This is a genomic window from Vibrio sp. Vb0667 (assembly GCF_033391095.1).
In genome coordinates this window covers 453,497-477,502 of record NZ_JAWPOL010000001.1, presented here as the reverse complement: position 1 = coordinate 477,502, position 24,006 = coordinate 453,497, and the positions used below count along the sequence as shown (strand labels likewise).

The 24,006-nt window shown below is 42.5% G+C and carries 17 protein-coding genes and 1 pseudogene; 3 read left to right on the top strand and 15 right to left on the bottom strand.

The features are described 5' to 3' along the window. Positions 1–11 precede the first annotated feature (11 nt). The 8 genes and pseudogenes from R8269_RS02070 to R8269_RS02035 form a co-directional block, all read right to left on the bottom strand. Positions 12–770: a hypothetical protein gene (locus tag R8269_RS02070; RefSeq protein WP_005373345.1), complete on the bottom strand. Its 759-nt coding sequence runs from the start codon at positions 768–770 to the stop codon at positions 12–14. Then, the gene (locus tag R8269_RS02065; RefSeq protein WP_005386124.1) at positions 763–2,919 is read right to left on the bottom strand and encodes a hypothetical protein; all 2,157 of its coding nucleotides are present in this window, start codon (positions 2,917–2,919) and stop codon (positions 763–765) included. The genes R8269_RS02070 and R8269_RS02065 overlap by 8 nt, the downstream gene beginning before the upstream one ends. Positions 2,920–3,941: 1,022 nt before the next feature. Further along, positions 3,942–4,389: pseudogene (locus tag R8269_RS26665) on the bottom strand (DUF4150 domain-containing protein); the annotation flags it as partial. Between the two features lie 147 nt (positions 4,390–4,536). Then, positions 4,537–5,328, bottom strand: coding sequence for a type IVB secretion system protein IcmH/DotU (gene icmH, locus R8269_RS02055; protein ID WP_318222437.1), 792 nt, complete (start codon positions 5,326–5,328; stop codon positions 4,537–4,539). After that, positions 5,325–6,650 (bottom strand): type VI secretion system baseplate subunit TssK, encoded by a 1,326-nt coding sequence (gene tssK, locus R8269_RS02050; protein WP_005373357.1) that lies wholly within the window; start codon positions 6,648–6,650, stop codon positions 5,325–5,327. The genes icmH and tssK overlap by 4 nt, the downstream gene beginning before the upstream one ends. Before the next feature lie 11 nt (positions 6,651–6,661). Continuing rightward, on the bottom strand, positions 6,662–7,162 hold the full coding sequence (gene tssJ / locus R8269_RS02045) for a type VI secretion system lipoprotein TssJ (RefSeq protein WP_005386118.1): 501 nt from the start codon (positions 7,160–7,162) through the stop codon (positions 6,662–6,664). Further along, positions 7,155–8,648: a type VI secretion system-associated FHA domain protein gene (locus R8269_RS02040; protein WP_086047486.1), complete on the bottom strand. Its 1,494-nt coding sequence runs from the start codon at positions 8,646–8,648 to the stop codon at positions 7,155–7,157. Before R8269_RS02040 ends, tssJ begins: the two co-directional genes overlap by 8 nt. A 9-nt stretch (positions 8,649–8,657) precedes the next feature. Beyond that, positions 8,658–9,257 carry a hypothetical protein gene (locus tag R8269_RS02035; protein WP_054574680.1) on the bottom strand — a complete coding sequence of 200 codons (600 nt, stop codon included), beginning with the start codon at positions 9,255–9,257 and terminating at the stop codon, positions 8,658–8,660. A 503-nt stretch (positions 9,258–9,760) separates the two neighbouring features. On the opposite strand from R8269_RS02035, the gene R8269_RS02030 reads away from it, so the two are divergent. The 3 genes from R8269_RS02030 to R8269_RS02020 are packed head-to-tail and all read left to right on the top strand — an operon-like array spanning position 9,761 to position 14,975. Continuing rightward, on the top strand, positions 9,761–11,074 hold the full coding sequence (locus R8269_RS02030; protein ID WP_005386112.1) for a type VI secretion system ImpA family N-terminal domain-containing protein: 1,314 nt from the start codon (positions 9,761–9,763) through the stop codon (positions 11,072–11,074). A 27-nt stretch (positions 11,075–11,101) separates the two neighbouring features. Then, positions 11,102–14,491, top strand: a complete 3,390-nt coding sequence (tssM, locus tag R8269_RS02025) for a type VI secretion system membrane subunit TssM (protein WP_205391216.1) — start codon at positions 11,102–11,104, stop codon at positions 14,489–14,491. A gap of 31 nt (positions 14,492–14,522) precedes the next feature. Continuing rightward, positions 14,523–14,975, top strand: a complete 453-nt coding sequence (locus R8269_RS02020; RefSeq protein ID WP_005373369.1) for an Lrp/AsnC family transcriptional regulator — start codon at positions 14,523–14,525, stop codon at positions 14,973–14,975. A gap of 54 nt (positions 14,976–15,029) precedes the next feature. Here R8269_RS02020 and tssG read toward each other — a convergent pair whose 3' ends face one another. The 7 genes from tssG to R8269_RS01985 form a co-directional block, all read right to left on the bottom strand. Then, on the bottom strand, positions 15,030–16,028 hold the full coding sequence (gene tssG / locus R8269_RS02015; protein ID WP_199266784.1) for a type VI secretion system baseplate subunit TssG: 999 nt from the start codon (positions 16,026–16,028) through the stop codon (positions 15,030–15,032). Continuing rightward, the gene (gene tssF, locus R8269_RS02010; protein WP_258460949.1) at positions 16,025–17,773 is read right to left on the bottom strand and encodes a type VI secretion system baseplate subunit TssF; all 1,749 of its coding nucleotides are present in this window, start codon (positions 17,771–17,773) and stop codon (positions 16,025–16,027) included. The genes tssG and tssF overlap by 4 nt, the downstream gene beginning before the upstream one ends. Before the next feature lie 10 nt (positions 17,774–17,783). Further along, positions 17,784–18,194, bottom strand: a complete 411-nt coding sequence (gene tssE / locus R8269_RS02005; RefSeq protein ID WP_033906409.1) for a type VI secretion system baseplate subunit TssE — start codon at positions 18,192–18,194, stop codon at positions 17,784–17,786. Positions 18,195–18,255: 61 nt separating this feature from the next. Beyond that, positions 18,256–19,731 carry a type VI secretion system contractile sheath large subunit gene (tssC, locus tag R8269_RS02000; protein WP_005373378.1) on the bottom strand — a complete coding sequence of 492 codons (1,476 nt, stop codon included), beginning with the start codon at positions 19,729–19,731 and terminating at the stop codon, positions 18,256–18,258. A gap of 8 nt (positions 19,732–19,739) precedes the next feature. Then, positions 19,740–20,246 carry a type VI secretion system contractile sheath small subunit gene (gene tssB, locus R8269_RS01995; RefSeq protein ID WP_005373381.1) on the bottom strand — a complete coding sequence of 169 codons (507 nt, stop codon included), beginning with the start codon at positions 20,244–20,246 and terminating at the stop codon, positions 19,740–19,742. A 26-nt stretch (positions 20,247–20,272) separates the two neighbouring features. Further along, entirely contained in the window at positions 20,273–21,847 is a 1,575-nt protein-coding gene (tssA, locus tag R8269_RS01990) for a type VI secretion system protein TssA (protein ID WP_262659604.1), read from the bottom strand. Further along, positions 21,834–23,834: a serine/threonine protein kinase gene (locus tag R8269_RS01985; RefSeq protein WP_262659602.1), complete on the bottom strand. Its 2,001-nt coding sequence runs from the start codon at positions 23,832–23,834 to the stop codon at positions 21,834–21,836. Before R8269_RS01985 ends, tssA begins: the two co-directional genes overlap by 14 nt. Positions 23,835–24,006: the final 172 nt, after the last annotated feature.

The window sequence follows — 24,006 nt, the reverse complement described above, 5'->3', positions numbered from 1 at the left end:
AAACAATATATTCACTTTATATTAAAATAGTCTTCATCAGGGAATTTTTCGTTGGTTTTGTTAGTACTATACTTTCCATTATATGGATTAATCGTCAGTTCTTCACCATTATTATCAAACTTAAACTGCCTTCCATCAAACTCTCCCTTTATCCTTAAACTTACTCTACCTTCAATAATCTCAACATATTCATATCTTGATGAAAAACTATTCCAGCAAACATCTCGCCTATGTTCGTCATAATTAGCAGAAAAAACTATTGTAGAAGAACAATAATTCTCTTCTCCATTTCTATTCCAATACAAAATCCTATCTTTAGGTATATTCATATTAAAATTATCTCTCTGGAAAATGTAAGACAACACGCCAGTATAATTATTATTAGCGTTTTTTATTATTTTACCATTATCTCTGTCCAATAATGTATGATCGATAATATCAAAACCATAATCGTAAATGTCATAACTAAGGTTCAAACTACCAATCTCTTTTGGAACTTCTTTTTTTTCTGTGTCAAAAATAAAGTATGCTTCGCTATTTATATTACCATTAGTCAAGTCAACCAAATAAAGCTCTTCATTCAATTTAATTAAATCGCTTGTGCCACATGAGTCAAAAAAGCTAAAATCATATGAAGTTCCATTTGCTTTTAGAGAATATTGACAAAAAGGCCCCTCAGCCTCTGTGAATTTTTGCTCTTGCGTAATACTGCTTTCCGCAAAAGAATATGTTGATAAAAAGATTAAACTAAATGTAATCATTTTATTCATTTATCATTAACTCCAGCTTGTGATGTACACTCTTACTTCTTTTATAGTAATTTTTATTGATCATTGAACTATCCTTAAGATAAAACTTACTAAAGTCATAGTTATCGGATATTGAATTACAATTAATCAACTTTGAAAGTTTTAATAAGTTATTTTTTCTCTCTAACAAATGATTGTAACCACCATTTACTGAGATCGTTACACGAAATAGATCATTCTTGGTAGCGAATGGACGAATATCTCCCCAAGCACTACCTTTTACCCAAAACCACCCTGAAGAATCTACTGCCGTGTGTAAATCTTTAGCAACGCTTTCTATCATTTCTTTTGTAAGATCTTTAGTATTCACACCAAAGTATTTAGCATAGTTTTCTATATGTGTTATCTGTAATAAACCACGTCCATGATAGAATGCACCACCTCTGTACTTATTCCATTTCTCTGGATATTTCCCGTTATAATAGTACTCTTCCGTCGTTTTGAAAAAATCACTTTCTTGAAATGCTTGAGACAGAAAGTGGATTTTATTCAAACAATCATCGATTTCATACGTCCTAAACATGTCATTCAAGCTATTTAATAACTCATCTAAAGAAACATTTCTCATACTGTCATAATGAGAGTTCTCAAAAATAGTTTCTTTTCCACCTAAGACTTCAAGTAAAAAACTCTTGGAAATATCACGATTACAGAAACATTTACTTTGGGTGTGATTTCCTACAAAAGGCCAATAATGCCAAAGGCTCTTATCATCGCTTAGTTGCAAATCACCTTGTAAATCTTGCATCCATGAGAACTTATCTGCTCTTTCCAGTTCGAATTGCGAGAAAAGATCAAAGCTATCCATCACTTGATCGCGCCATGGGGAGTTACGGTAGTCCTCTATAGTCACAAAACCAGCGGAGCACTTAATATCTAGAGCTTCCTTTGCGGTCTGATGGATTGATTCATAAAGACTTTGTGACGACTCTGTATGCCAATCTGTAGGATGTTTCACAATAAATCGCTCAAAGTGTTTACGCTTACCGTCTAAGTATACTTTGGCATCGCGAGCAGTGAACGAGGAGAAGTCCGTTACTTGATCTTCTGTCACAGATTCAAGTAATTGCTGAATAAACGAATTACTCATATCAACGGCACCGCTACTATCGGCCCCATCGAGAACAACAAGTGGATTTTCTTCCGCATTTTTGGGAGAAATCTGTTTTTTGAAAAATTCGGGCGGCTCCTCAAAAGAGAACATCTCGATATGCACACGATTATCTTCTTTCTTAGTTCCAATTGCATCGTTACTGTACTCATGCAGTCCCATGTAACCGATATCTTCCCCAGCTGAAACCTTTATCCCCTCTCTAAATAGGAGTGGGAGTAAAGAAACCACACTACCGTCCCTAATCATTGCCGCCTTGTCCGACATCCATTTAGGTTCTGAAACTGGTTCTGATAGGACAGCAGAGGAATCTTCTAAAATGTCAAAGTCACTATTGAGACCCGAAGCAAACCAAACAATCTTGTTTAACAGTGCTTTTTCGCTACCACTTGCCGATTTACCATTCTCTACCACACGGCACTTTATCATTTTGTAGGTATTTTTGTCGATCTGGTATGGATGGGTCTCCTTCTCTTCTGCATACAGGTATTCAAGTAATGTTCCTTTAGACATCGACTGTTTTTTTTCACCAGAATTAGTAGGCACATCACTATGTTTGAAAGTGCGTACATTTCTCGCTTCTTGTAAACGGTAACGCGTGGTTATAGATGAATTGGCGCCAATATCTGAAGGTGGCGCAAGGTGCATATAAAGTGTATAGAACTTAAATACATCTTCATTATCTTCGGGGTTTACAGCCTCATGCTCGATAAGCACAAAGTTATTACTATACTTAAACTCTTGCTCTTGGTACGTTGATGTTAGGTAATCAGGATTTATGCGAAATGCCACTATTTTTCCATCAAGCATCGCTTGAATAGGTCTGAGCCCTTTCCCCCACGGTAACATTTTTGATGTTAAGTGAATGCCACTATGCCAACCGTACCCTTGTCCTATTAAATAACGACCGCTCTTAGCTTGATCAAACAATTTCGTAAAATCACTGAGCGTGTAGTAAGCGTCACCTTCTCGTTGCGCTATCGGAAAAACTGCATCCATGATTTAAATGTCCTAGTCAGAAAAGTTATCGTCAAAAGTGACAAATGATGGGCGGTTCAAGTTGTTTGACTTCGTGTACACCACCGCATTAACCCTACCTAAATTAGTAGCAAAGCTAGATTGGCTCGCTATGTTAACGGTACTCCCAAGGGCCATTGCCGATATAGAAATTAGGGTGTCATTTTTGGTTTCGAAAATTTGGCTAATGACGTCAGGAAGTGCTTGTTTGAAGTGGTTAAGTGCTTTTTTATAACCGTTTATACCCTCTTCAACAGAACTCAACGATCTTGCAGAAGCTTGGCTTTGTATGAAATCTAAACGACCGATGATTTCACTGTTTAGCTCATCGATGTATGAACAGATTTGATTGTTTATCAACGTCCATAAAACAAACTGCAAATACTTCACAGTATTCCCAGTCCCTAAAAAGCGAAGCTTCGCTAATAATTCATAGGGAGGCTCAAACACATCAGCTTGATATAAGACTCTCAATATATCGCCATTTTCGTGCACTTGCTCCAAGAGCAGTTCAACTAAAGGTTCATATTTCTCTAGCGCAGTAGTATCAGTTTGGATGTGATAAAGTGCCGAAACATAAGCATCAGAAAAGTCTTTAGAGTGATTTTGACTAATCGCATAAGGAGACGATATACGGCTTTGCTCTAACACAATGTCTTTAAAGTCATCATCACTGAAGGATGGGGACATCAATATCCCCCAGTCATTAGCAACCCCAACACGATCTTCCCAAAATGGTGAGCGGCGACCTGCGACAAACGTACAAAAATCATTCGGATCAGGGTAAGTTTCCGTCACAATATTTTCAGCTAAAGATTGGTTCGGGGTGTAAGAGTCTTGAGTTTCACTGAGCACTAACTTGCATTCTTTTAGAGCGAGACCATTAACAGATGCTTTTCCGCTAGAATCCAGCACTCCACTCCCAATGACAGCACCTGAAGGTTCGACTAAAGAAAATTGTGCATTAGAGTAAGGGAGCCCATTTGGATATTTGCATTCTATATCCAGCGTATACGTCCCTTCCTGCTCTTCACTCACAGAAACCGATGGGTTTTGTGCGCCGCCAAGACACACAGTGTTGGCTTTATTCATGGTCATTTGATCGGACAGGCGACATACGCCCTTACCTTCAAACTTAACCGTTGGTGAAGCTGAAATGAATTTTGCTTCGGCTTCTATCGTGCCTGAGGCAACGCCTTTTCTGTCACCGCCCGCATCGCCGGTACTTTTTGAGAACGTACTGCCCTTGATAGCGACACTGTTACCGCCATCCATAGAGACTGTCGTAGTCCCACCTGCAAGGTCTGCTGATTTAGCATTGTTGCCATAAGGGATAGGAACGACTGGCTTGCCGACCTTAGTTAAACAAACATCTGGGAGCGTTGCATTCGCTTCACCACCTGAGCCTTTATGAACTATCGAAAGTCCATTCGCACCAACTGTTACGCCCATAACCAATCCATTTGAATTTTATTGATTGAATGATAAAAGAGATCGCAAACTGCAATCTCTCTAAATAACTAGTGAATTTCACTAAAAGACCAGTGATATTCACAATAAGCCCTAAAACTGACAGAAGATCTCATTTTAGATCTCTGGTTATCTATACATTTCAAGCAGTTGCTGAAATTTTAAGTCTATGACGATGTAGGTTGCCGCATACATAAGCGCAAACGTCATCGCACTAAGACTCAAGATCAGCTTGGGTGAAATTACCCTTTTTAACGGCTTCTTTAGGTATTTAGCTTTAAGGTTGATTAAAGAAACTTTTTCTTGTTCTGCTAGGCGGTCATCTCGCACTAATCGATAAATGGTGCTGCCAATTTCCGCTAACTTTTCGTTACCACGCTCTTCACGGCCGTACTTGCCTTGGAAACCAAGTTGAAGCAATAAATAGAGAAACTCTATAACGTGACGGTATTTGCGAGGGTCGGCTTTTAAGCGGTCGAGAATAACGAAAAACTTGTCACCACCAGATGTTTCGTTATGGAATTCAGACAGTAAGCTGTTCTGGCTCCAGTGACTATTTGCCCCCCACTCTTGCCGACAAACAGATTCATCAATCGCCGCACACAAGCAGTAACGAATAACAAGAACCGAAGCACGATCGAGCTCCATTTCATTAAGTTTTCGTTCACCTTTTCGAATCTCACGTGCCACTTGTTCACGAAATGGCATCGGGTCATCAAGCCAAGGGATCGAAGACATACAAGACAGACTAGCGATCAACCATGAGAAATGGTCCACTAGCGGGTTAATACCCATGTTATCGATAGATAGATCTTGTACTGCGATGTTTCTCGACAAGTCAGGCGCTGGCATTACCTCCATTGGTTTGCCAGGCTCTGGTTGGAATAAGACTACGGTGACGTCGGTTTCTGCGTAACTCATAGACGAACGGCCCAAAGTTGCAATGATAAGTTAGCGAAATCGCCCGCAACGTGAATCGCAATCGCAGCAGTGTTCTTCAATGCCATCCACTCTTCGCCCGTTTTATCGAGCTCGAAATAGGTGTAGCCAGCGTGATACGGCAGCGCGCGTGGCACAACTGGCATTGGTTTGATCTCAATCCCAGGCAGTTGAAGGTTAATCAAGTCACGTATGTTATCGATAGAACCGATCTTCGTTTGGCTGACAAACTGGGTATGCAGAACATCCAAGGTCACGTCGGCTTTAACTGCGAGGATAAAGGTTGTCGTATCAATGATCTTATTGTCAGGGATTGCTGCCGTTCTGATGCCATAGTTCTGATCTTTTAAGGTCAGTGGAATTGCTCTTTGCTCAGACATCACGCTCAATGTCATTTTTGCACTGTCTAGGACGCGAGAAAGACAGCTAGTAAGATCACCATGATTGTACTTCGTAAACTCAATAGGTCGGCGTGTCGTTGAGCACAGCGTCGAAAGCTCACCTTCTGCCTGAAGAAGAATTCGATACAAAGACTCAGGATGCACAGCTTCTGTGCTGGCGAAATGCCAAAACAAGGGTTCGTATCGGTTGAGCGCTTGCAATAGCATAAAGTCAGAAACCGATGATACGCCTTGTTGATCCACCACCCCTAATCGCTGAACTATCGATTCCGCGCGATGCTTCAACATAGAAGCAAACTCGGTCGCAAATTTACTCAGTACTGTCGACGCATGAATATCGATACAGGTAGGAATGAAACTATCATCTAAGATCACGCTGCCATCAGGCTTCACTTCTGAGATCTTTAAGATCGGAATAGACGTGTAAGCACTCTTATCTTCATGATCGTACATTAAGCAAAAGTTAAGCTTACCGACGACGATATTTGCCATGTCTTCCGAATCATAACAAGCGTCAACCGCTTCTTGAGATTCCATCGTATAGCGCGCACCGTCTTTTTTGGTACCAAATAACTCAGAACGTTCCGATGGTAACGGACAGCACAAATAAACGACTTTATCGGCAATCGAAGGATCTACATCTTTCACTTCAGGCAGCTCAGCAAGCAACGGAAGCTCAAATGGTGTCCGGTCTTGTAAAATACCTTCAGCACGAGTAATACCGATTTTACCCAGTGCTAGTAACTGAGAGTTGATTTCTAAACGTTTAATTCCCCAATGCAAAGGCGATGCATTGGCACTCAGTAGGCTCGATAGTTTACTTTGCGAACGATCGAGTTGTTGAAAATGCTGCGGCTTCATGAACATTCCATCTTGCCAAACAACTGGATTGTATAAAGACATGTTTCTATCCCTTAAAAGTAAACCTGTTCAATGCCGCGAGTGTTATCAGAAATTAACTCACTGCCCTCTAACTTGAGCTTGATGTAGTACTCGCTCTTCTCTTCAATAACTTCCACTTTTCGCCATGACGAACCATCAATATCACGAAAAGCCACTGAAAAACCGACGGCACGAGTGTCAGGGTCTAGCGTTAGCATTTCATGAACTTTTCCACCTGGCTGTATTTGATATTCGTAACGTTTGATGTACTCATCACCCAACGACGCTTTATCGCTCTCAAACAAGGCAAAGAAATCTAAGCTTCGGAACAATACTGGCGAACTTAATTCGTGAAGACGGAGAATAACTGGAGATGACTGGCCCCCATTTCTCACATTGAGTACAGGTGATGCCTCAATAACCAATTCAATCGACGAAGTTTCTGGTGTGATACCCGTGGACTCTTTAAATTGATCCCACATGGAACAACCGGACAACATGGCAAATCCGAGTAATACGGCGATACTACGCATGGTTTCCCTTAATCACTTTGTTATAGTTTTTCTTAATCAGCCCTTTTAAGGATGTTTCATTAAGCAGGCGACGATTATTAGTGTAGAAATCTAGGTATTCGGCCCACAGCTTTGACTTAGTTGAGAACAAAGACTGGCTAGCGACCCTGTTAGCAAATGCTACGGGATCGTTCGTTTCAGACTGTTCTAAAACGAGCTCATTCAGTGCTTTGTTAAACATAACTTGGTGATCGTTCAGCTCATCGAGCATTTGTTCAACCAGTTCATTTGGAGCCAGTAATTGCTGACTATTCAAAGTGAGCATTAGCTCTGCGATGTTCGAGTTAGCCTCACTCGCACTCTGCTCATCTTTTAACGATTCCACTTCGTGCAACTCTTTCTGTAGGTTATCAATACATAAACGCAAGCAAGTGCCCATTTGCTTGAATAACTGCGCCTCGTTTGTCATCAACTCTGGATTTCGAATACCCAAACCATCAAAAAACGCTTGCGCTATATCTTGAGAGCAAACGGCCGCATCAGTATCGACTTGTGCTTTCGTCATACTGTTTATCGCGTGCTCTGCCGTAGGTATTTGAAGTTGCTGATTAGTGTTAGGAGAAGGCGTAAAAGATTGGGTCATCTCTTCCCATTTTGACCCTGTGTTAGCCTGCTCTACGACCATCTCAGTAACATTAGGCGTACGATGTTGTCTTTGAATCGTGCTATCTGGGGCTACCGTGCCAGGTTGCATCACCTCAGCTGAGGCAATATCGGCTCTATGTGCCTTACCGCTTTCTGGCGCTAATGCATCATTGACTGATGCGTTACTCTTGGTTTCCGCAGCCATCCAGTCTTCAGGGATTAGGCTTGGCTGATCGAATTCGGAATATATACTGAAACTGTCATCGACCACCTGACGCGTGCTTTCCACGGTTCTAGGTTGTTCAGATTCTGTACGCTCATTATCACGAATTAAGTAATCGTCATCTCGCTGCATCGAAAAGTTAAGGTGAGCAACAGGATCATGACAATCAATGTCATCCTGTTTAGTCTCCATAAACAAATCTTCTAAGGCACCGACTTTTTCTTCCTCTTCGACAACCGCATCTCCTAGACTAACCAGAGGATCGCTAGATACTCGCTCAGGAGCAATATCAGCGGCGATGTCTAGTGTTGAGGTAACGTGCTCAAGAGAAACACCAATCTCATATTGCCCTAAAGAAATGATGTCGCCATCAACTATCGCAACGGGTTGATTTTTTAGTATTTTATTCCCATTTACCATTGTGCCATTAGTTGATACGTCACTTATATAGTAGGTATCTCCATACACGCTGAGCAAACAATGAGTGCCCGATATAAAGCGGTTGTGATCGGCTAAAGACACGCTACAGCTTGGGGAACGACCTATCGAACCACCACTTTCAGGCATTTCAATATGCTTTGCACCGGTGTATTCCTCTGGACACTTTGAGATAAATAAAACTAGCTGATTTGAGTACATTTACGAACCTCAAAAGAGCAAAGAAACTGATAGTTCAAGCCCACCAATTCCATCATTTACAACCGGAAGGATATAAGAGGCCTGCGGGATAATTTGTATATGGGCGTCAGGATTACTGCCTAACTTTATAGCAGTACCAAGGGTCATAACCGCACCTAACTCAAACTGGTCGATGTCTTCAACACTCTCATAACGATAGCCCTCTTGGTCTACTTGCCAGCGATTAGAATATTGCGAGTAACCGACAGACAAGCCCGCACCAACGTATGGCGTGAAAACACTCCAAGAAGTCAACGCATATTGAGGAACAACACGAAGTTCATAGTTCGTCGCTTCTTGATATAAGCCGTTTGCTGGCGCTTCAATATCTTCTGCTAGATAGTTTAGCCCTAACCACCAACGCCAACGGTTATTGTTTTCATCAATAGGACGAGTATGAACCAAGCCGAACCTAAGCGTATCCTGCTCACCACTTTTACCTTCATCGTATTTAATGCTATCGATAGTCAACATACTGGTAGAGAGTCCATATCGCTCCCCTTTTGCCATTGCAACAGAAGAAAATAGACACATGGCTGAAATCAGCCCAATTTGACTTGGTTTTAGCATTTCGTCCCTCTAGGAAAACCGATATTCTACTTAGAGGCGAAAGATATCAATTATATTCTCTTTTTCAATAAGCCTAAAAAAACACCTATAATTTAATACATTTCAACTATCAGGTTGGTTGTTTTACCTACAAACAAAAACTAAAGAACCGACTACAGATTAAGTGACGAGACAGTAAATCTTTCTATTTAAATAGAAGTAACAGAATTTGATTGCTAATTGAACAAAGCGTAATCTTCGATAACAATTTAGTTACTTTTTAATCAACGTTCTCATCTTCATATATAAGTTTCTTCTTATAAATAGACTTAACTATTGATATTAATATTATGAACAAAGATCACACTAAAAGTAATTTAATTTCTTTTAATGAATTTTTATTATCTAATCCGCTTATTTTGTCTATAGAATTGCGACAGATGTGCACTGCTTATAATTTAATATAACAGTAGTGAAATCCTATATAACTTAATACTTCTATATGATCAGTTGGAACTTTCCTTATGTTTTTTACCGACTTCGCTCGAAGACCAATCGATGAAAATAACCCAAGCGGCTCTAATCCTAATGGTTCTGAGGATTTTGACGAAATTAAACGTCAAATAAACAACCTGAATAAAGTCACAGGGAGAGTCTCGTGGAAAACGGTTCAAACACTCTCAAAAAAGATCTTGAGTACCCAAGCGAAAGACCTACGTTGTTGCTGTTACTTTACCGTTGCGTCAACCTATAACGACGGCTTAAGAGGCCTTGTTGAAGGGTTAAACTCAATACTTGATGTGTGTGTCGTATATTGGTTCAACGCGTATCCAGAGCATTCAAAGTCAAAGGCACGAATGAGCGCTATTGAATGGATGGTAGAGCATACTGAAAAACGAATTAATAAGCATCGGGCGTTACCAGAAGAGCTTCCATTGATAGAGGCAGCACATCAATTATGCTTGAGGATTGAGGAAGAGCTTCGTCTTCATTACGGTATTGAAGCGCCGTCATTAGGTCGCATTCGCCGTATTTTGAATCAATGGATTGAGCAGATAAAAGAACAACAAATTGCGGCTGAGTTACGCGAGAAAAAACAAGCCAACACTAGCGCTCCTGCAGCAACGCAGAAGGCACCTGAAATTAAAGTGAATGTGTCTCCCTCTCCGGCACCGGTGTCATCACCCAACCTAAATAGCCAAGAGAAAGCATCACCGGCAAAGTCTGGTCGATTTATGATCTACTTCGTTATTGGTTTGATTGTTACTGCGATATGTTCACATTTCATGTACGAGCAACAACGTTATCGAACATTGGAACAAAAAATTAATCAAGCTTCACTTAATGAACTTGTAAATTTGGTCGCCTCGTTAGATTACGAAAATAAAAAATATGCTCAGTCATTGAAAACGCAGGCGATTAATCGTGTCGATATTATGATGAATAACTGGTTTTTGGACTCGGCAAAAGTAAGTAACGTCAGCGAGCTCGATAGCTTGACCAATGAATTAATCGCGATCTATCCGGATTCGTCTTCTGCACAGCAGCTACGTCAAAACTTTTTGACACAGAGCGCCCATTTAGAAGACCAGTTTATGGATGTTTATAAGCGATTCTCAGACGCAAGAACGGTGTTTGCCAACGTAGCTAGACAGAATGTAGATAAGAACTCTGAAAAGGCGTACGAATACAGTAACTCGTTATTCCCGCTTTTAGGTCGTATTGAATACGCTGAAAAGTATTCACAGCAAAAGGAAATTGACCGCGCAACCCTTTTACTGAACATCTACCTATATAAATTGAGTCAGCTACAAGCTGAAAAAACTGACAATAAATAACAATACAATTAAAGAAGTTTTAGGCTTATGTTCAAACAAAAACTGTTTAGAAATCCAGTGGTGATTTCTACCATATTAATGTTTTTAGTGGCTGCAATTATCACCACTATTTATCTGCTTTTTCTTGACGAAATCGATCAACTTTATCTTTGGCTGACCCTTGGTGCTATCGCCATTGTTTACGTCATTTTTCAATTCACATTATGGTTGAAGAAAAAGAACAACGCTAAAGCTCAACATTTGGAAACCGAGGAAGAAGCACTTTCTATGGTTATCCAGCCTCTTCTTGCTAACTCAGGCAAGAAACCAATTTACCTGATGCTTGGTAATAAAGGGTCAGGGCGACGTCAATTTTTATTTAATTCTAGTGCAATCAAACCGATGGATCGCACTAGAACCGCTAAGAATGACTTTTTTGAATGGTACGAATCTGACAGCGCTGTATACATCAAACCAGACCAACGCTTAGTGTTCCAGGAAGTATCAAGCAGTGATGCTTCTTTATGGAATACGTTCATTGAAGAAGTTATTCATCATCGACCTAGAAAGCCATTTTCTGGGTGTCTATTCTTCACCGATTTCGAGTTCATGATCGTCTCTGAGCCAGAGCAAAAAGAGTACACCATTTCGTCGTTATTGGCGCGCTTGAGTACCATCAACTCTAAAACGTCTTCAGCATTGCCAATCTATTTGATTATGTCAAAGCTAGACAAGTTAGACGGCTTTAAAGAATACATGCACTTTAGCTCTCTCAAGACACGTGTTGAGTTCCTCTCTATCCCACTAAAAGAAGCCAAAGGTGTATTTGCAGAGTACTACCGCGATAGCTATCGAAATCTAGTGAGAGTGCTTGAAAGTAATGCGCTAGATGCATCCGCTAATTCAACGGACATTGATGAGAAACAAGCAATACTCGCTTTCCCTAAGCAGTTTGAGCTATGTCAGTCTGAAGTCAGCTATGTGCTTGAGCGTCTATGTGATGTTAACAACGGTGTCTATTCACTAGACATCCGTGAGATTTTCTTTAGTTCGAGTCTGCAAGGCGGTCGCAAGTACAATTTACTTGCAAAAAGTTGTAGTAATTACTTCAACTTACCTATTATCGCGTCAGAGCATACTCAGTTAACAGAAACGCCTTATTTCTCTCGCTTTCTGATTGATTCACAAATATTGCCGGAAAGCGACTTTGCGGGCGAAAACAAGACGTATCTTCGTCTAATTCAGAGACAAAGCCGTTTGGCAATACTCGGCTCTATTATCCTGCTTACTGGGGGCAGTTACTTCTTTTTCACGACATTAGACAGTAACTTACATGTGATGAATCAACTCTTGAGTATCGATGACAAATCACAAGTGGAGCAAGATGCAAGATTCGATGAGCTTTTAGCGAAGGCGACGAAAGCAATAGAGCCTTCTTATGGGGCGTGGCTTAAAGGTTCTAAGGCTTTGGATGAAGAGATATTACCACTCAACATTAGCCGTTTGGATCAAAGCACTCGCATCGCTTACGAAGCATTACTTAAGGACGTTGCTCAACAGTTGATACCTATCATTGAGAAAGGTTACCGTCTACAACTGACACAAAATCAAAACACTTTTACACGCGCTTTACCTCTATTGAAGGGGTATCTAATGCTAAACGATCCAACAAAGCGTGATATCCGTTTTTTGCGTCATCAAACTCTCCAAATGATGAACGACTTGAGCAACCAAAATGACGTCGTCAATCAGGCGATGCGCTATTTGGACGCTTACTTTCGCACACAGTTTGATCCAATTGATATCAATATGGATCTTGTTCGCGCAACACGTCGCTCATTGCTAGCAAATTCGAATGTTGATCTCGTTTATGCAGGCATTTTAAACGAAGCAAATTCGATTGATTTAGGAACCCTAGATCTGCAACGAGCTGTGGGTTTTGAGTTTAGCAATGTGTTCAACACACCAATCGATAGCGAACGCTTGATCGTAGATAAGATCTATACCTCCACTGGTTTTAGCACTTTTTATCGACCACGCGTGGACCTAATGTCACAACAAGTCATCAGTGACAACTGGGTTTTAGGTCTGTCACAACACGTTATTCCTACTAGTGAAGAACAAGAAGCCTTCAAAGAGGAAGTACGTAAAAAATATACTGACGACTACATCAGTAATTGGCGCAATGCGCTGAGTGAACTAAAAGTCCAGAACTATGACAATGTCGGCGATCTAACGAACGCGATAGACTTAATCTCGGGCCCTTCTTCACCAATGACAACCGTACTGAAGCAGGTCTATGCCAACACACAATTTTCACCCGTTGGTGAAAAAAATGCTCTGATTTCAAAGCTAGACCCGAAACTCGTGGCAGCGGCAGACTCCGCATCAGACGCAGTAGAGGAAGTAGTTAAGCCTGATTACTTGTTGATGAAACGTGTTGAACAAGCTTTTCACTTATTAAACCAACTTCAGGTCAGTGAAACACCAAACTCCCCTACTCCTTGGGATGAGACCGTAACTGCGCTAAGCCGTGTTCGCACGTATATGAAAGACATCGCTGATGCACCTGACCCGCAAATGGCGGCGCTAGCGGCAGCTCAGCATCGAATGAACAGCAGTGAAGCTGACCCATTAATCAAACTTAAACAGATTGCCCAAAAATCACCGGAACCCGTTCGTAGCTGGTTGTTAGATGTGGTTCAACAAAGCTGGTCAGTCATGATTAAAGAGTCCGCTAAAGGCATTCAAACCCAATGGTACAGCGAGATTTACACCAAGTTTAAAGAGATAGGGCTAGGACGATACCCATTTGATCTAACAGCGACCGAGGAAATCTCAATTGAAGATTTTGAATTGCTGTTTGCTTCCGGTGGTTTGTTAGACACATTTATTCAGAAAAATTTTGCACCGTTCTACGATACCAATTTGTGGACGCCAAAACAGGTGGATGGCGAGACGATGCCAATCTCTCCGGCTCTGTTAGTGCAACTGCGTAACTATAACGTTATTCGAGACACATTAATTAATAAAAGCACGAACCGCGTTCATATTCCGTTTAGTGCAAGAGTACTCGATCTTGATTCTAGTGCGATTAGAGCGAGCTTAAAAATTGCAGATACCAATATAAGTTACTACCACGGTCCAAGCCGCATTCGTGAAATGGCATGGCCACCGCAAAATGGTGACTTCAATATTAGTATCACACTCCAGGATGTAACCGATGAAGGCAGACAGCACGTTTTAAATAAGAGTGGTCAATGGGCGATATACAGATTGCTAGGTGACTCGACCTTGACAAACACTCATAACGGCAGCTTTGTCAGTGACATAAAAGTGTCAGGGAGGGACTTGAGCTTACGCATCACTCCGTTGACACAGAAAAACCCATTCACTCTTGCTGAGCTGTATAACTTTACGCTCCCAGAGTCGATTTAATAACAATATAAAAACAAAATAGGCAGAACACATGATTTCAAACATGACTTTACAAGGTTTAGATAAATTAGATCGAAAAATACTTTCAAGTCTATTGTCGAATGGGCGAGAGTCGATTGCGAATCTATCCCGAAACATTGGTTTGTCTCGAACAGCAGTAGCAGAAAGAATTAATCGTTTAGAAAAGACCGGTATTATCAAAGGCTATACCGCACAGATTCGTGTAGAAAATGAAGGGCGAAAAGCCGCTAGTTATCTACTGATCTCTTGTGAAAAGGGTAAGAAGAATGATGTAACGAATGCACTTAAAGAAATCCCTGAGGTTCGCTTAACGAGCGTTGTTGGTGGCAACTTTGATATTATTGCCCTAATTGAAGCGCCCGACCTGCAGTCTATTCATCATCTTTGTAATGAAATTGAATCATTTAACGGCATTCAAAGGCTTGATACTACCGTTGTACTGCACCAGCCGATCAGTCGTTAAGCTTTTCTGACCTCTTTGAGGAAAACATAAAGGGCCGCTCGTTGAGCGGCTTTCTTATATGCTTCCGATAAGTCGAATTTTGGCGTCTTTATCACCTGGGTTGCCAAGCCAGAACGTTTGACCTAGTTGGTTCCCTTCTCCATTACCCAGTTTGTTTTCTGGAATACTGCCTAGGTTAACTGTCAACTTTAGGTCCCACGACATTGGGTCACGCAGAATAAAGCGCATCAAGCCCACCAGCGTCTTATGTAACTCACCATCGTAGGAAAACTGCTTAAACGTTTCAAAATCAATGTTGTCGATACACAAGTTAAACTTGCCGTTCAAATCCGCAATGCTTTGTCCCAAGTGTAAGCTTTGCCCCAATACACAATTGGAACGATTGAGTTTGTTACGCTGGCTTTCAGCGATTTCTACGCGTCTATAAACCCATTCTTCGATTCGCACATTCGGCAGTGAAAAGTAGTGCGAAACAATACCGGAAATAAGCTTGGGTGAGCGTGTACGCGTAGATAACTGGTTCACGTAAGACAGAACTTTCGCTCGATCTAACTCCGCTACTTCACAATCTTGCATAACGCTAGAAAGACCAGCCAAATGCAGTATGCGCCCAGAAAAAGCATCGCTTGCCCCGCTTTTGTACTGCACGTGATATCGGTATTTCTTCCAAACACGATACAGTAAGCTTGTATAGCGGTTGTGGAAAAAGTCGAAGAAATCCTTCACTGGGTTATCATCGGGATCACGACCGACGAGTTTCTCAGTGTAAGACGCAGGCAGGGGCGAGCTTGAACCATGCAAGCCAAGAAAGTTCGTCTCAATACGTGAATATTGCTGTCCGTTTCTTTCCATATGAGTAATAAAGTCCATATCACTCTTTGGAAAGCACAGGTTTGGCGACACGCTGAACTCAATTCGCTCTTGGTGAAAGTATTTGTTCTCGCCCACGGCAACAAAATTTGAGTTTGGCTCCAGCTGGTAGTGTTTCTCTAACAGCAACACCGCTTGGTAGAAACTAAACTCATTCGACTTATCAGAAAGTGTGTTAATCATAGTATCGTCTGCTGCCCGATTAGGCTTGCCCAGTTGTAAACCTCGCCCGTCGCTTCATCGAACACCTCTAGTTCGGTAAAGGAGTTCACACTCGAATACAAACGGATAAATTCATTCAATACCGTGGCCATAAGGAACATATCGCCTTCATTTACGAAGAACTTAGAGTCCGTCACGAGCTTGAATTGGTTACCACGCACAGATACACCACGAAATACGCGATCGATTGGTTTCATCTCTGAAGAAATAATGCCATCAAGTCGATGAATCGACGCGCGGTGGGCTTGTCTATCGACTCGAGAGTGGAAATCATAAGTCGAGAGCAACACTTTCAACACATCGATATTGGCCAAAGACAAGTAGTTGAGCGACATGTTGGCAATCAACTGCCATTGAAGCTCACCATTAACCTGAGGACTTACTGACTGTGTTGGCTTAGTAATGTTTTTAAACGTCGCATACGTTGGCGATTTGTGCGTCGCGTACGTGATGTCTCCTACTGACAGGCGCTCCGCTAAGTCCGCGTTACTGCATTGCAGTTTCATCAATACTGTTTCAGTCCCTAAATCCGCGATGTCGCCATTGTGAGTATGGAATGAGATATAGCGCTCTAACCCTCTTCCGCTTACTCGCTCGCCCACTTTGGATTTGTAGAACTCTCGCTTATCACGCTGGTTGATTTGGTGCTCAAACGATTCAAATTCAATCAGTGGTTTTCGGCGACGCTCGTCTTTACTCCAGCTCTCCACTTGCTCAATGGAATAAACCTCGTAATGCTCCTGAGTGTTACTTTGTGGACGCACCTTGTACTCGTTTCGTCGATGCTCTAAACGGATTGGGTCGCCGTCTTTTTCAAACAAGTTAACGGCAGGTGTGCAGTGCAACCTTAAGTGTTTATCTTTAAGTACCACTTCTGAAGGCAAAGCACGCTTAAAGTGGAATTTGATTTTGACCGTGCTGCGTTGCGGAATGCCTTTTAGCCACTCTAAGCCTTTAATGTCGAAGAACATGAACTTATCTGGCAAAGAGAAGAATTCTTGCAGCAAACGGTAGCCTGCAAAGGAGTTTTTGCTGTAAGGCAGCAGCGCCTCGTCCTCTTCATGCCCGACTGGCTTAACGTATTCTGGCCCTAAACGATGTTTGTAGCCGCCACCAACATCCAACTCGACGTGATCTAGATAACGGAACAGCCATAAGAAGACAGTGCGAGTAATATGAATCTCACCATGCAGGTGCAAACGCAACGTATCTAAACCGATACGAGACAGTTCCAGGCCATGCTCCGTCGATAACGTCACATCAATCATCGAACTGGTGCGGCTGTTAGTTTGTTCGATGTTAGTAATCGTAACTGGGTATAGATTGACGTCATAACAAGTACGGAACAAACACTGCGTGCCTTCTACCTGTTCGCTGGCCATTTCCGCACCACGTTTCACCACGGTTTTCTCAGTAACACTTCCGGTATGCGGTTTTAGTTCGCTAATGCACAAAGACGGAATCGAACGCATGTAATGTGGCCACAGCAAAGTCATCAGAGATTGCGTTAGCTCAGGAAGTTCATCGTCAATCTTTTCGCGGATGCGTCCGGTCAAAAAAGCAAAACCTTCCAGCAGTCGTTCGACATCTGGATCAAAAGTTCCTTCAGAGAGAAAGTGAGTTAACTTCGGATGATATTTGGCAAACTCACTACCCGACTCGCGTAAATACGTGAGTTCATCTTGAAAGTATTTACTGTTACTCAAGTGGCACCTACTAAACGTTAAATTGGCCGTCGGTTCCCATGTAGACATCGATCGACATTGGGACTTTACCGCCGTTATGGGAAACTTCGCCGCGAATACCAAAGCCGAGTTGTAATGGATTATGGTGGTCTTCACGGTAATGAACCTCGACATTAAACAGTCGGGGCTCAAAGCGTTCTATGGTTGACGTGATGTTTTTTTGAATATGGCGAACGAGGTTCGTGTTGTTAGAAAGTACGTCGTTAAAATCTGGCAGACCATACTCATTGTCGATCATTGCGTTGCCGGAATGCGTATTCAACAAGTCAGCGAGATGCGAGTGAATGGATTCAATCAAATGCTTATGAGACACCACTTTCTCGTAGCAGTTTTTTGGTTCTCCTAGCTCGATCCGCTCTAAAAGACGGTAACCTTTTTCCATATGCGATCCTACGAAAAAAGCAGCCAGTCTTCACTGGCTGCTTGATGGTTTCAGTAATGGGTTATTGGTCTAGCTTACCAACTAGAGACAAGTCGAAGCTTGCGCCCATGTACTTGAAGTGAGGACGTACAGACATCGATACTTTGTACCAGCCTGGATCGCCTTCTACGTCTGATACTTCAACCTTCGCAGCGCGAAGTGGGCGGCGACCACGAACTTCCGCTGGCGGGTTCTCTTGGTCAGAAACGTATTGACGAATCCACTTGTTCAGTTCGATTTCTAGGTCAGAACGCTCTTTCCAAGAACCAATTTGCTCACGCTGTAGCACTTTTATGTAGTGCGCTAAACGGTTGATAATGAACATGTAAGGAAGCTGAGTACCTAGCTTGTAGTTCATCTCGGCTTGTTTGCCTTCCGGCGTGTTCGCAAACACTTTTGGTTTTTGAACAGAGTTTGCAGAGAAGAACGCCGCATTGTCAGAACCTTTACGCATGGTTAGCGCAATGAAACCTTCTTCTGCTAGCTCATACTCACGACGGTCAGAAACCAGGATCTCGGTTGGGATCTTAGTCTCGATTTGACCCATAGCTTCAAAGTTGTAAACCGGTAGATCTTGTACAGTACCACCGCTTTGAGGACCAATAATATTCGGACACCAACGGTACTTAGCAAATGATTCACTGATCTTAGACGCCATCGCGTACGCTGAGTTGCCCCATAGGTAGTTATCATGGCTGTCTGTTACTTGCTCATCGTAGTCAAACGCCTTGATTGGGTTATCTTCAACGGAGTAAGGTGTACGTAGCATAAAGCGAGACGTACATAGACCTAGGTAGCGCGCATCTTCGTGCTCACGCAGACCACGCCATTTCGCGTACTGTGGACCTTCGAATACAGACTTCAGATCTTTTAGGTTTGGCAGCTCTTCGTAGCTGTCTAGACCAAAGAATTTAGCCGATGCCGACGTGATGAATGGTGCGTGAGACATTGCACCTACGTTAGCCATGTATTCCATCAATTTGATGTCAGGCGACGAAGCTGACATAGCGTAATCACAAATGACGGCGCCAACAGGTTTACCACCGAACTGGCCGTATTCACGTGTGTAGATTTGCTTGTACAGGCCAGACTTCACCACCTCTGGAGCGTCTTCGAAGTCATCAAGAACTTCGTCTTTCTTCGCAGAGATCAGTTCAATTTGAATGTTCTCGCGGAAGTCAGTGTGATCAACCAGGTACTTAAGGCCACGCCACGTTGATTCAATCGCTTGAACTTCTTCGTTGTGAAGAATTGCATCAACTTGCTTAGACAATTTTTGGTCGATTTCAGAGATCATCAGATCAACCAGAGATTGGTCGACTTTCTCTGTGTTCGAACTGCTTAGTAGCTCACTGATGAATGCTTCTACGCCGCGTTTTGCAACGTCAAAACCTTCATCACTTGGCTTTAAACGTGTTTCGTTAAGAATGCTATCCAGAAGTGAGCCTGATTCAACTAAGGCTGCTTCTTGTTCTGGCGCTTGTGCTTCTGCAGACATGATATCCCTTACTCTTCTTTCGCGTCTTGGTCGTTGCCAATGCTTAGTTCATCCAACAGTTTCTTTCTCGCTTCTTCATCTTGAAGAACCGATGCGATCTTCTTACGGAACGCAGGCACGTTTCCTAGAGGACCTTTAAGTGCAACCAAGGCTTCGCGAAGCTCAAGTAGGCTGTTTAGTTCAGGTACACTTTTCGCGATCGCTTCAGGAGAGAAGTCCTTCATGTTTTGGAAGGTCAGATCAACACCAATCTGGCCGCCTTCTTCATCAGAAAGACGGTTTTCAACGTTGACTTTAACGTTTGGAGACATGCCCTCTAGCACTTCGTTAAAGTTGTCTTTGTCGATGTTAATTGGAGTACGTTCTTCAATTGGTGTCTCATCTGCACGCGCAGTAAAGTCGCCAACTACCATCATGCTTAGCGGCAGCTCTACGTCTTCTTGCGTATCGCCAGTTGCTGGAACATAACGGATATTAATTCGCTCTTTAGGAGCCACCGAGCCGTCACGTGACATAATTCGTTCCTTATCTAACTCTTTAATTAGTCGTAAATTGCTTTCCACTCTTCATACTTCTCAGGTAGAAGATCCTTGCTTCCAAATAACCGATGGAGTGTTTTTCGAATTAGGTCTTCTAACTGTGACGATAAGTGGGGTTCCCAGCTCGCGAGATTAAACGCTTTTTGTACTTCCCACCCCTTCTCAAGATACGGCAAACACAACGGGTATAATCCAACAGACTGGTAAGCTGCTATCAATTGTAAATACAGCATGAACTGCCCTCGTCCCGAGCTATCCAGCTCAAGTTTGTGGGCAAGCTCTGCGGCACATTCCCCTAGATTTTCTAGAGTGATATCCTCCATTGGCAGCGAGTCTTCCTGCGAAATCACAACCGTTTGAACAACGGGTTGAGAAGTCGAAGAAGTAGTATCTTGAGTCGATAACCAGCTCAAGGTCGCTTCATCTGCAAATGGTATAGAATTCTTAAATGAGAGGTGCTCGATGCCCTCTAGCGATTCAACAAAACGCGTCACTTCTTGTTTCACAGCAAGCGCTGCATCATCAAAGCCCAAGTTATTAAGCATCGAATACACGAAGTAATGGCCCGTCAGCCAAAACGGCGCATCCGTTAATGTGCGCTCCAAACGCTTAATCGTGTCGATGTCGCTTTCTTGGTCAGCTTTATCTCGGTATTCCGCTTGTTGATCGGACGACACTGCCAAGCTCAAAGGCGTTTGATTATTTTGGTGGTCGGGTAGACCATCAATGTCATCCCAAGTCAGATGACGATAAATCCGGTAAGCCAGCGGATCACTTGGGTTCGCATGAAGCATGACTTCCGCAACCTTCTTCAAGGTGCGCTTAGAAGCCGTCGGCGAAGAGAAGTCCGTATCGACATCGACTTCTTTTGCTACCGCTTTCTTAACTGGCGCAGCTTTAGGGGCCGGCGGAACCGCCTTCACCGGTGCGGTTTGCACTTCACTCTGCGCTGGCGTTTCTGCGGCAGCAGGCTGCGTAGCTGGTGCAGGCGCCGCTTGTTCGACGTTAACGACTGCATCATCGCTCTGCTCATCAGCCGCCGCTTGTTGAGATAAAACATTGAGTTGAGTGCGAATCTCAAAGAAATCCGCTTCTGAGTCTTGATAAACCTCGTCGTATTGACGCTGCACTTCTTCAATAGTCGAAATGCAGTTTGATACCAAATCCCATGACTGAGCGCTTTCCGCTAACTTGCTGCTGACCAGTTTAAACTGATGGTTCAACCATTCGACCGCGCCATCTCGACCCCGCTTTCGGGAAGGATACAATTCAACGCCAAAGCGACTTAACGCCTCACTAAGCAGCTTTAGACCTTGTTCAAAGCCTTGCAGACCAAACTCTTCTGTTAGCGCGCGAACGAGGTAACAAATGGCTTTTAAGTCTTTGCTGTGGTGCTCTAGAACTTCGGTCGCGTGCGTTTTTACCACGCTCCAATCTACTGTTTCGCCAAACAAGGAACCGAATTTCTTCACTTCGGACTCCATCATTTCATAGCAAAACTCGTAACGGGCATCGTTTCCCACTGGAGATTCATCAGAAATAGGATTAAGCAGACGGTCGATATCAATGTTGGACAAAATTCACGTCTCCTTCAGTCAAGTAATCTCTCAACGCTCGCGCTACCGCAATTGCGCCATTTGCTGGCTTAGATAATCGATGGCTCTGCTCTATCGCATCCGACGCCATGCTATCTAGAATTTTCGTGATTTCTGTAAATTTACTTGGTGCATTCCGTTCTAAATCGGCAAGGGATTCATGTAGCTTTTGTTTGTCGTAAACGGATTGCTCCATCACGGTGCTAAACAAAATAAATTCGCTTCTTGCGACGATTAAATCCTTTATTTTTTTGTCTAGTTCTGGCGTATTACCGAAGTAGGCTTTGGCTAATTCAGCTTCTTCAATTGCTTTGGTGTAAAAGTGCGCCTCTGCATGTTTATCGATGGAGTCATTAATATTTTCCATCACAGCCTTTGGTAAGATTTGGTTGTAGAAATAGGCTTGTGACTGGTTTAACAACCATGCCTCTTTCATTTCATTTTCTGCGAGCTTAGCTTCACCATCTAAAATTAAGCGAGTAATCTGCTTATCTCGACTGCCAGCTATGGCAGATACTTTCATGGAATCGATAGACGCGACATTTAATCCAGACATCACTTTAGTCAACGCCTCATCCGCATATGGAAACAGGGCACCGTCACGAACAAGGGTTTCTCGCAAGGTGACAAGCTCCTTACGTAATTCGACTAATGCCATTGGTAAGCCATCCGCTAACGATTGATACGACGTTAACTGAGCCTGTTTTTCTTCATATAAATTCGAGAGGCTTAACTGCTGAGCTTGATATGCTGTTCGATAAGCTTCTGTCATATCAATACTCTGAGTAGCTTGAGACAATTCTTCTTTGATTTTCCATGGAGGCTGAGCCAAAAAAGAAGCCGTTTCAGAGGGCGTAATAACGTGAGTTACAGTAGTGACACCTCGGGAAAAAATGGCATCCAATTGATCTTTATTCTGTTGATACAAATAACTTCCTGCTGTTGCCAGCACACTCAACACTAAGCTCGCCTCTAATATTTTAAAGCGACCATACGCCGTTTTATCATTTGGCTTACAGTGTGTAAGCAGCAAGTCCGCGTTACGCAAGCTACTGAAAATTGGTGCGTTAGAATTTGAGCTAATTGATTGCGTATCGATTCGCGCTAACTGTTGAGCAAAAGAAATAGCGGTATAGCCATGCCCTCTTGGTTTGTTGATGACTTCTTTCAGCAATTTCCAAATATGAGCCGGGATCAAAGCCGGACGCTTTCGGTCTTTTAACTGCCTATTCCAAGCATCACCAAATATTGAGCCTAAAAATAGATGTCCAGCGAGCAAAGCGAGAGAGTAAACATCATCTTGCGGTTCCGCGATGCCAGTTTCTATATAAAGAGGGGAAGCGTAGCTCAAGCTTGCTTCTGCGTAAGGTTCTGTCTCTCCAATGTAACGAGCAGCGCCGAAATCAATGAGCTTAACGTAATCGCCTTCACTCACTAATACGTTAGATGGTTTAATATCAAGATGGCAGATACCTCTTGTATGCATAAACTCTAGAGCGCCAGCGAGTTGATACACCAACCAAGCGATGTGGTCGTGGCGGAAGCCTTTAGAAGAATGACGCTCCATTTTTTCTGCCAGTGATTCACCTTGGATCCACTCGTACATCAAATATGGGCGTTCGAATTCGTTGCCGATTTTTACAAAGTTAGCCACGCTAGGGTGTTGAGAAAGCTCCAGCCTGCTCGCTTCGTTAATCAACATTTTGCTCGCAAATTCTGGCGAGTCATCATTGATAACTTTGCAACAGATTTGCTTCTCTGGCTGCCCTTTTTTTGCAAGATGGTAAACCGTTGTCTTACCATTTTTAGAAGGAAGCTTGTCTAATACATCAAACTGTGAAAAAAGCACGTACTCAAGCTTCGGCTTATTTTTTTCTGCTAGCCTTTGCTCATTCAGTTTCTTTTTCTCAATAGCTTTAACAACCAACTGATCGATATATCCTTTGGCTGTACTCTGATTATTAGACACTTAGTACTCTTTCATAGAATAAATATTATTAGAGTTGAATAATATTTTCTTGAACGTACTTGTATCAAGGTTGGTATTTAAAACAAACAGTAAGCCTATTATTTTAGTTATTATTACTAACTTATTAGACCTTTTTACTTACGCTTTCACTGCATGAGTTATACGCTTTTTC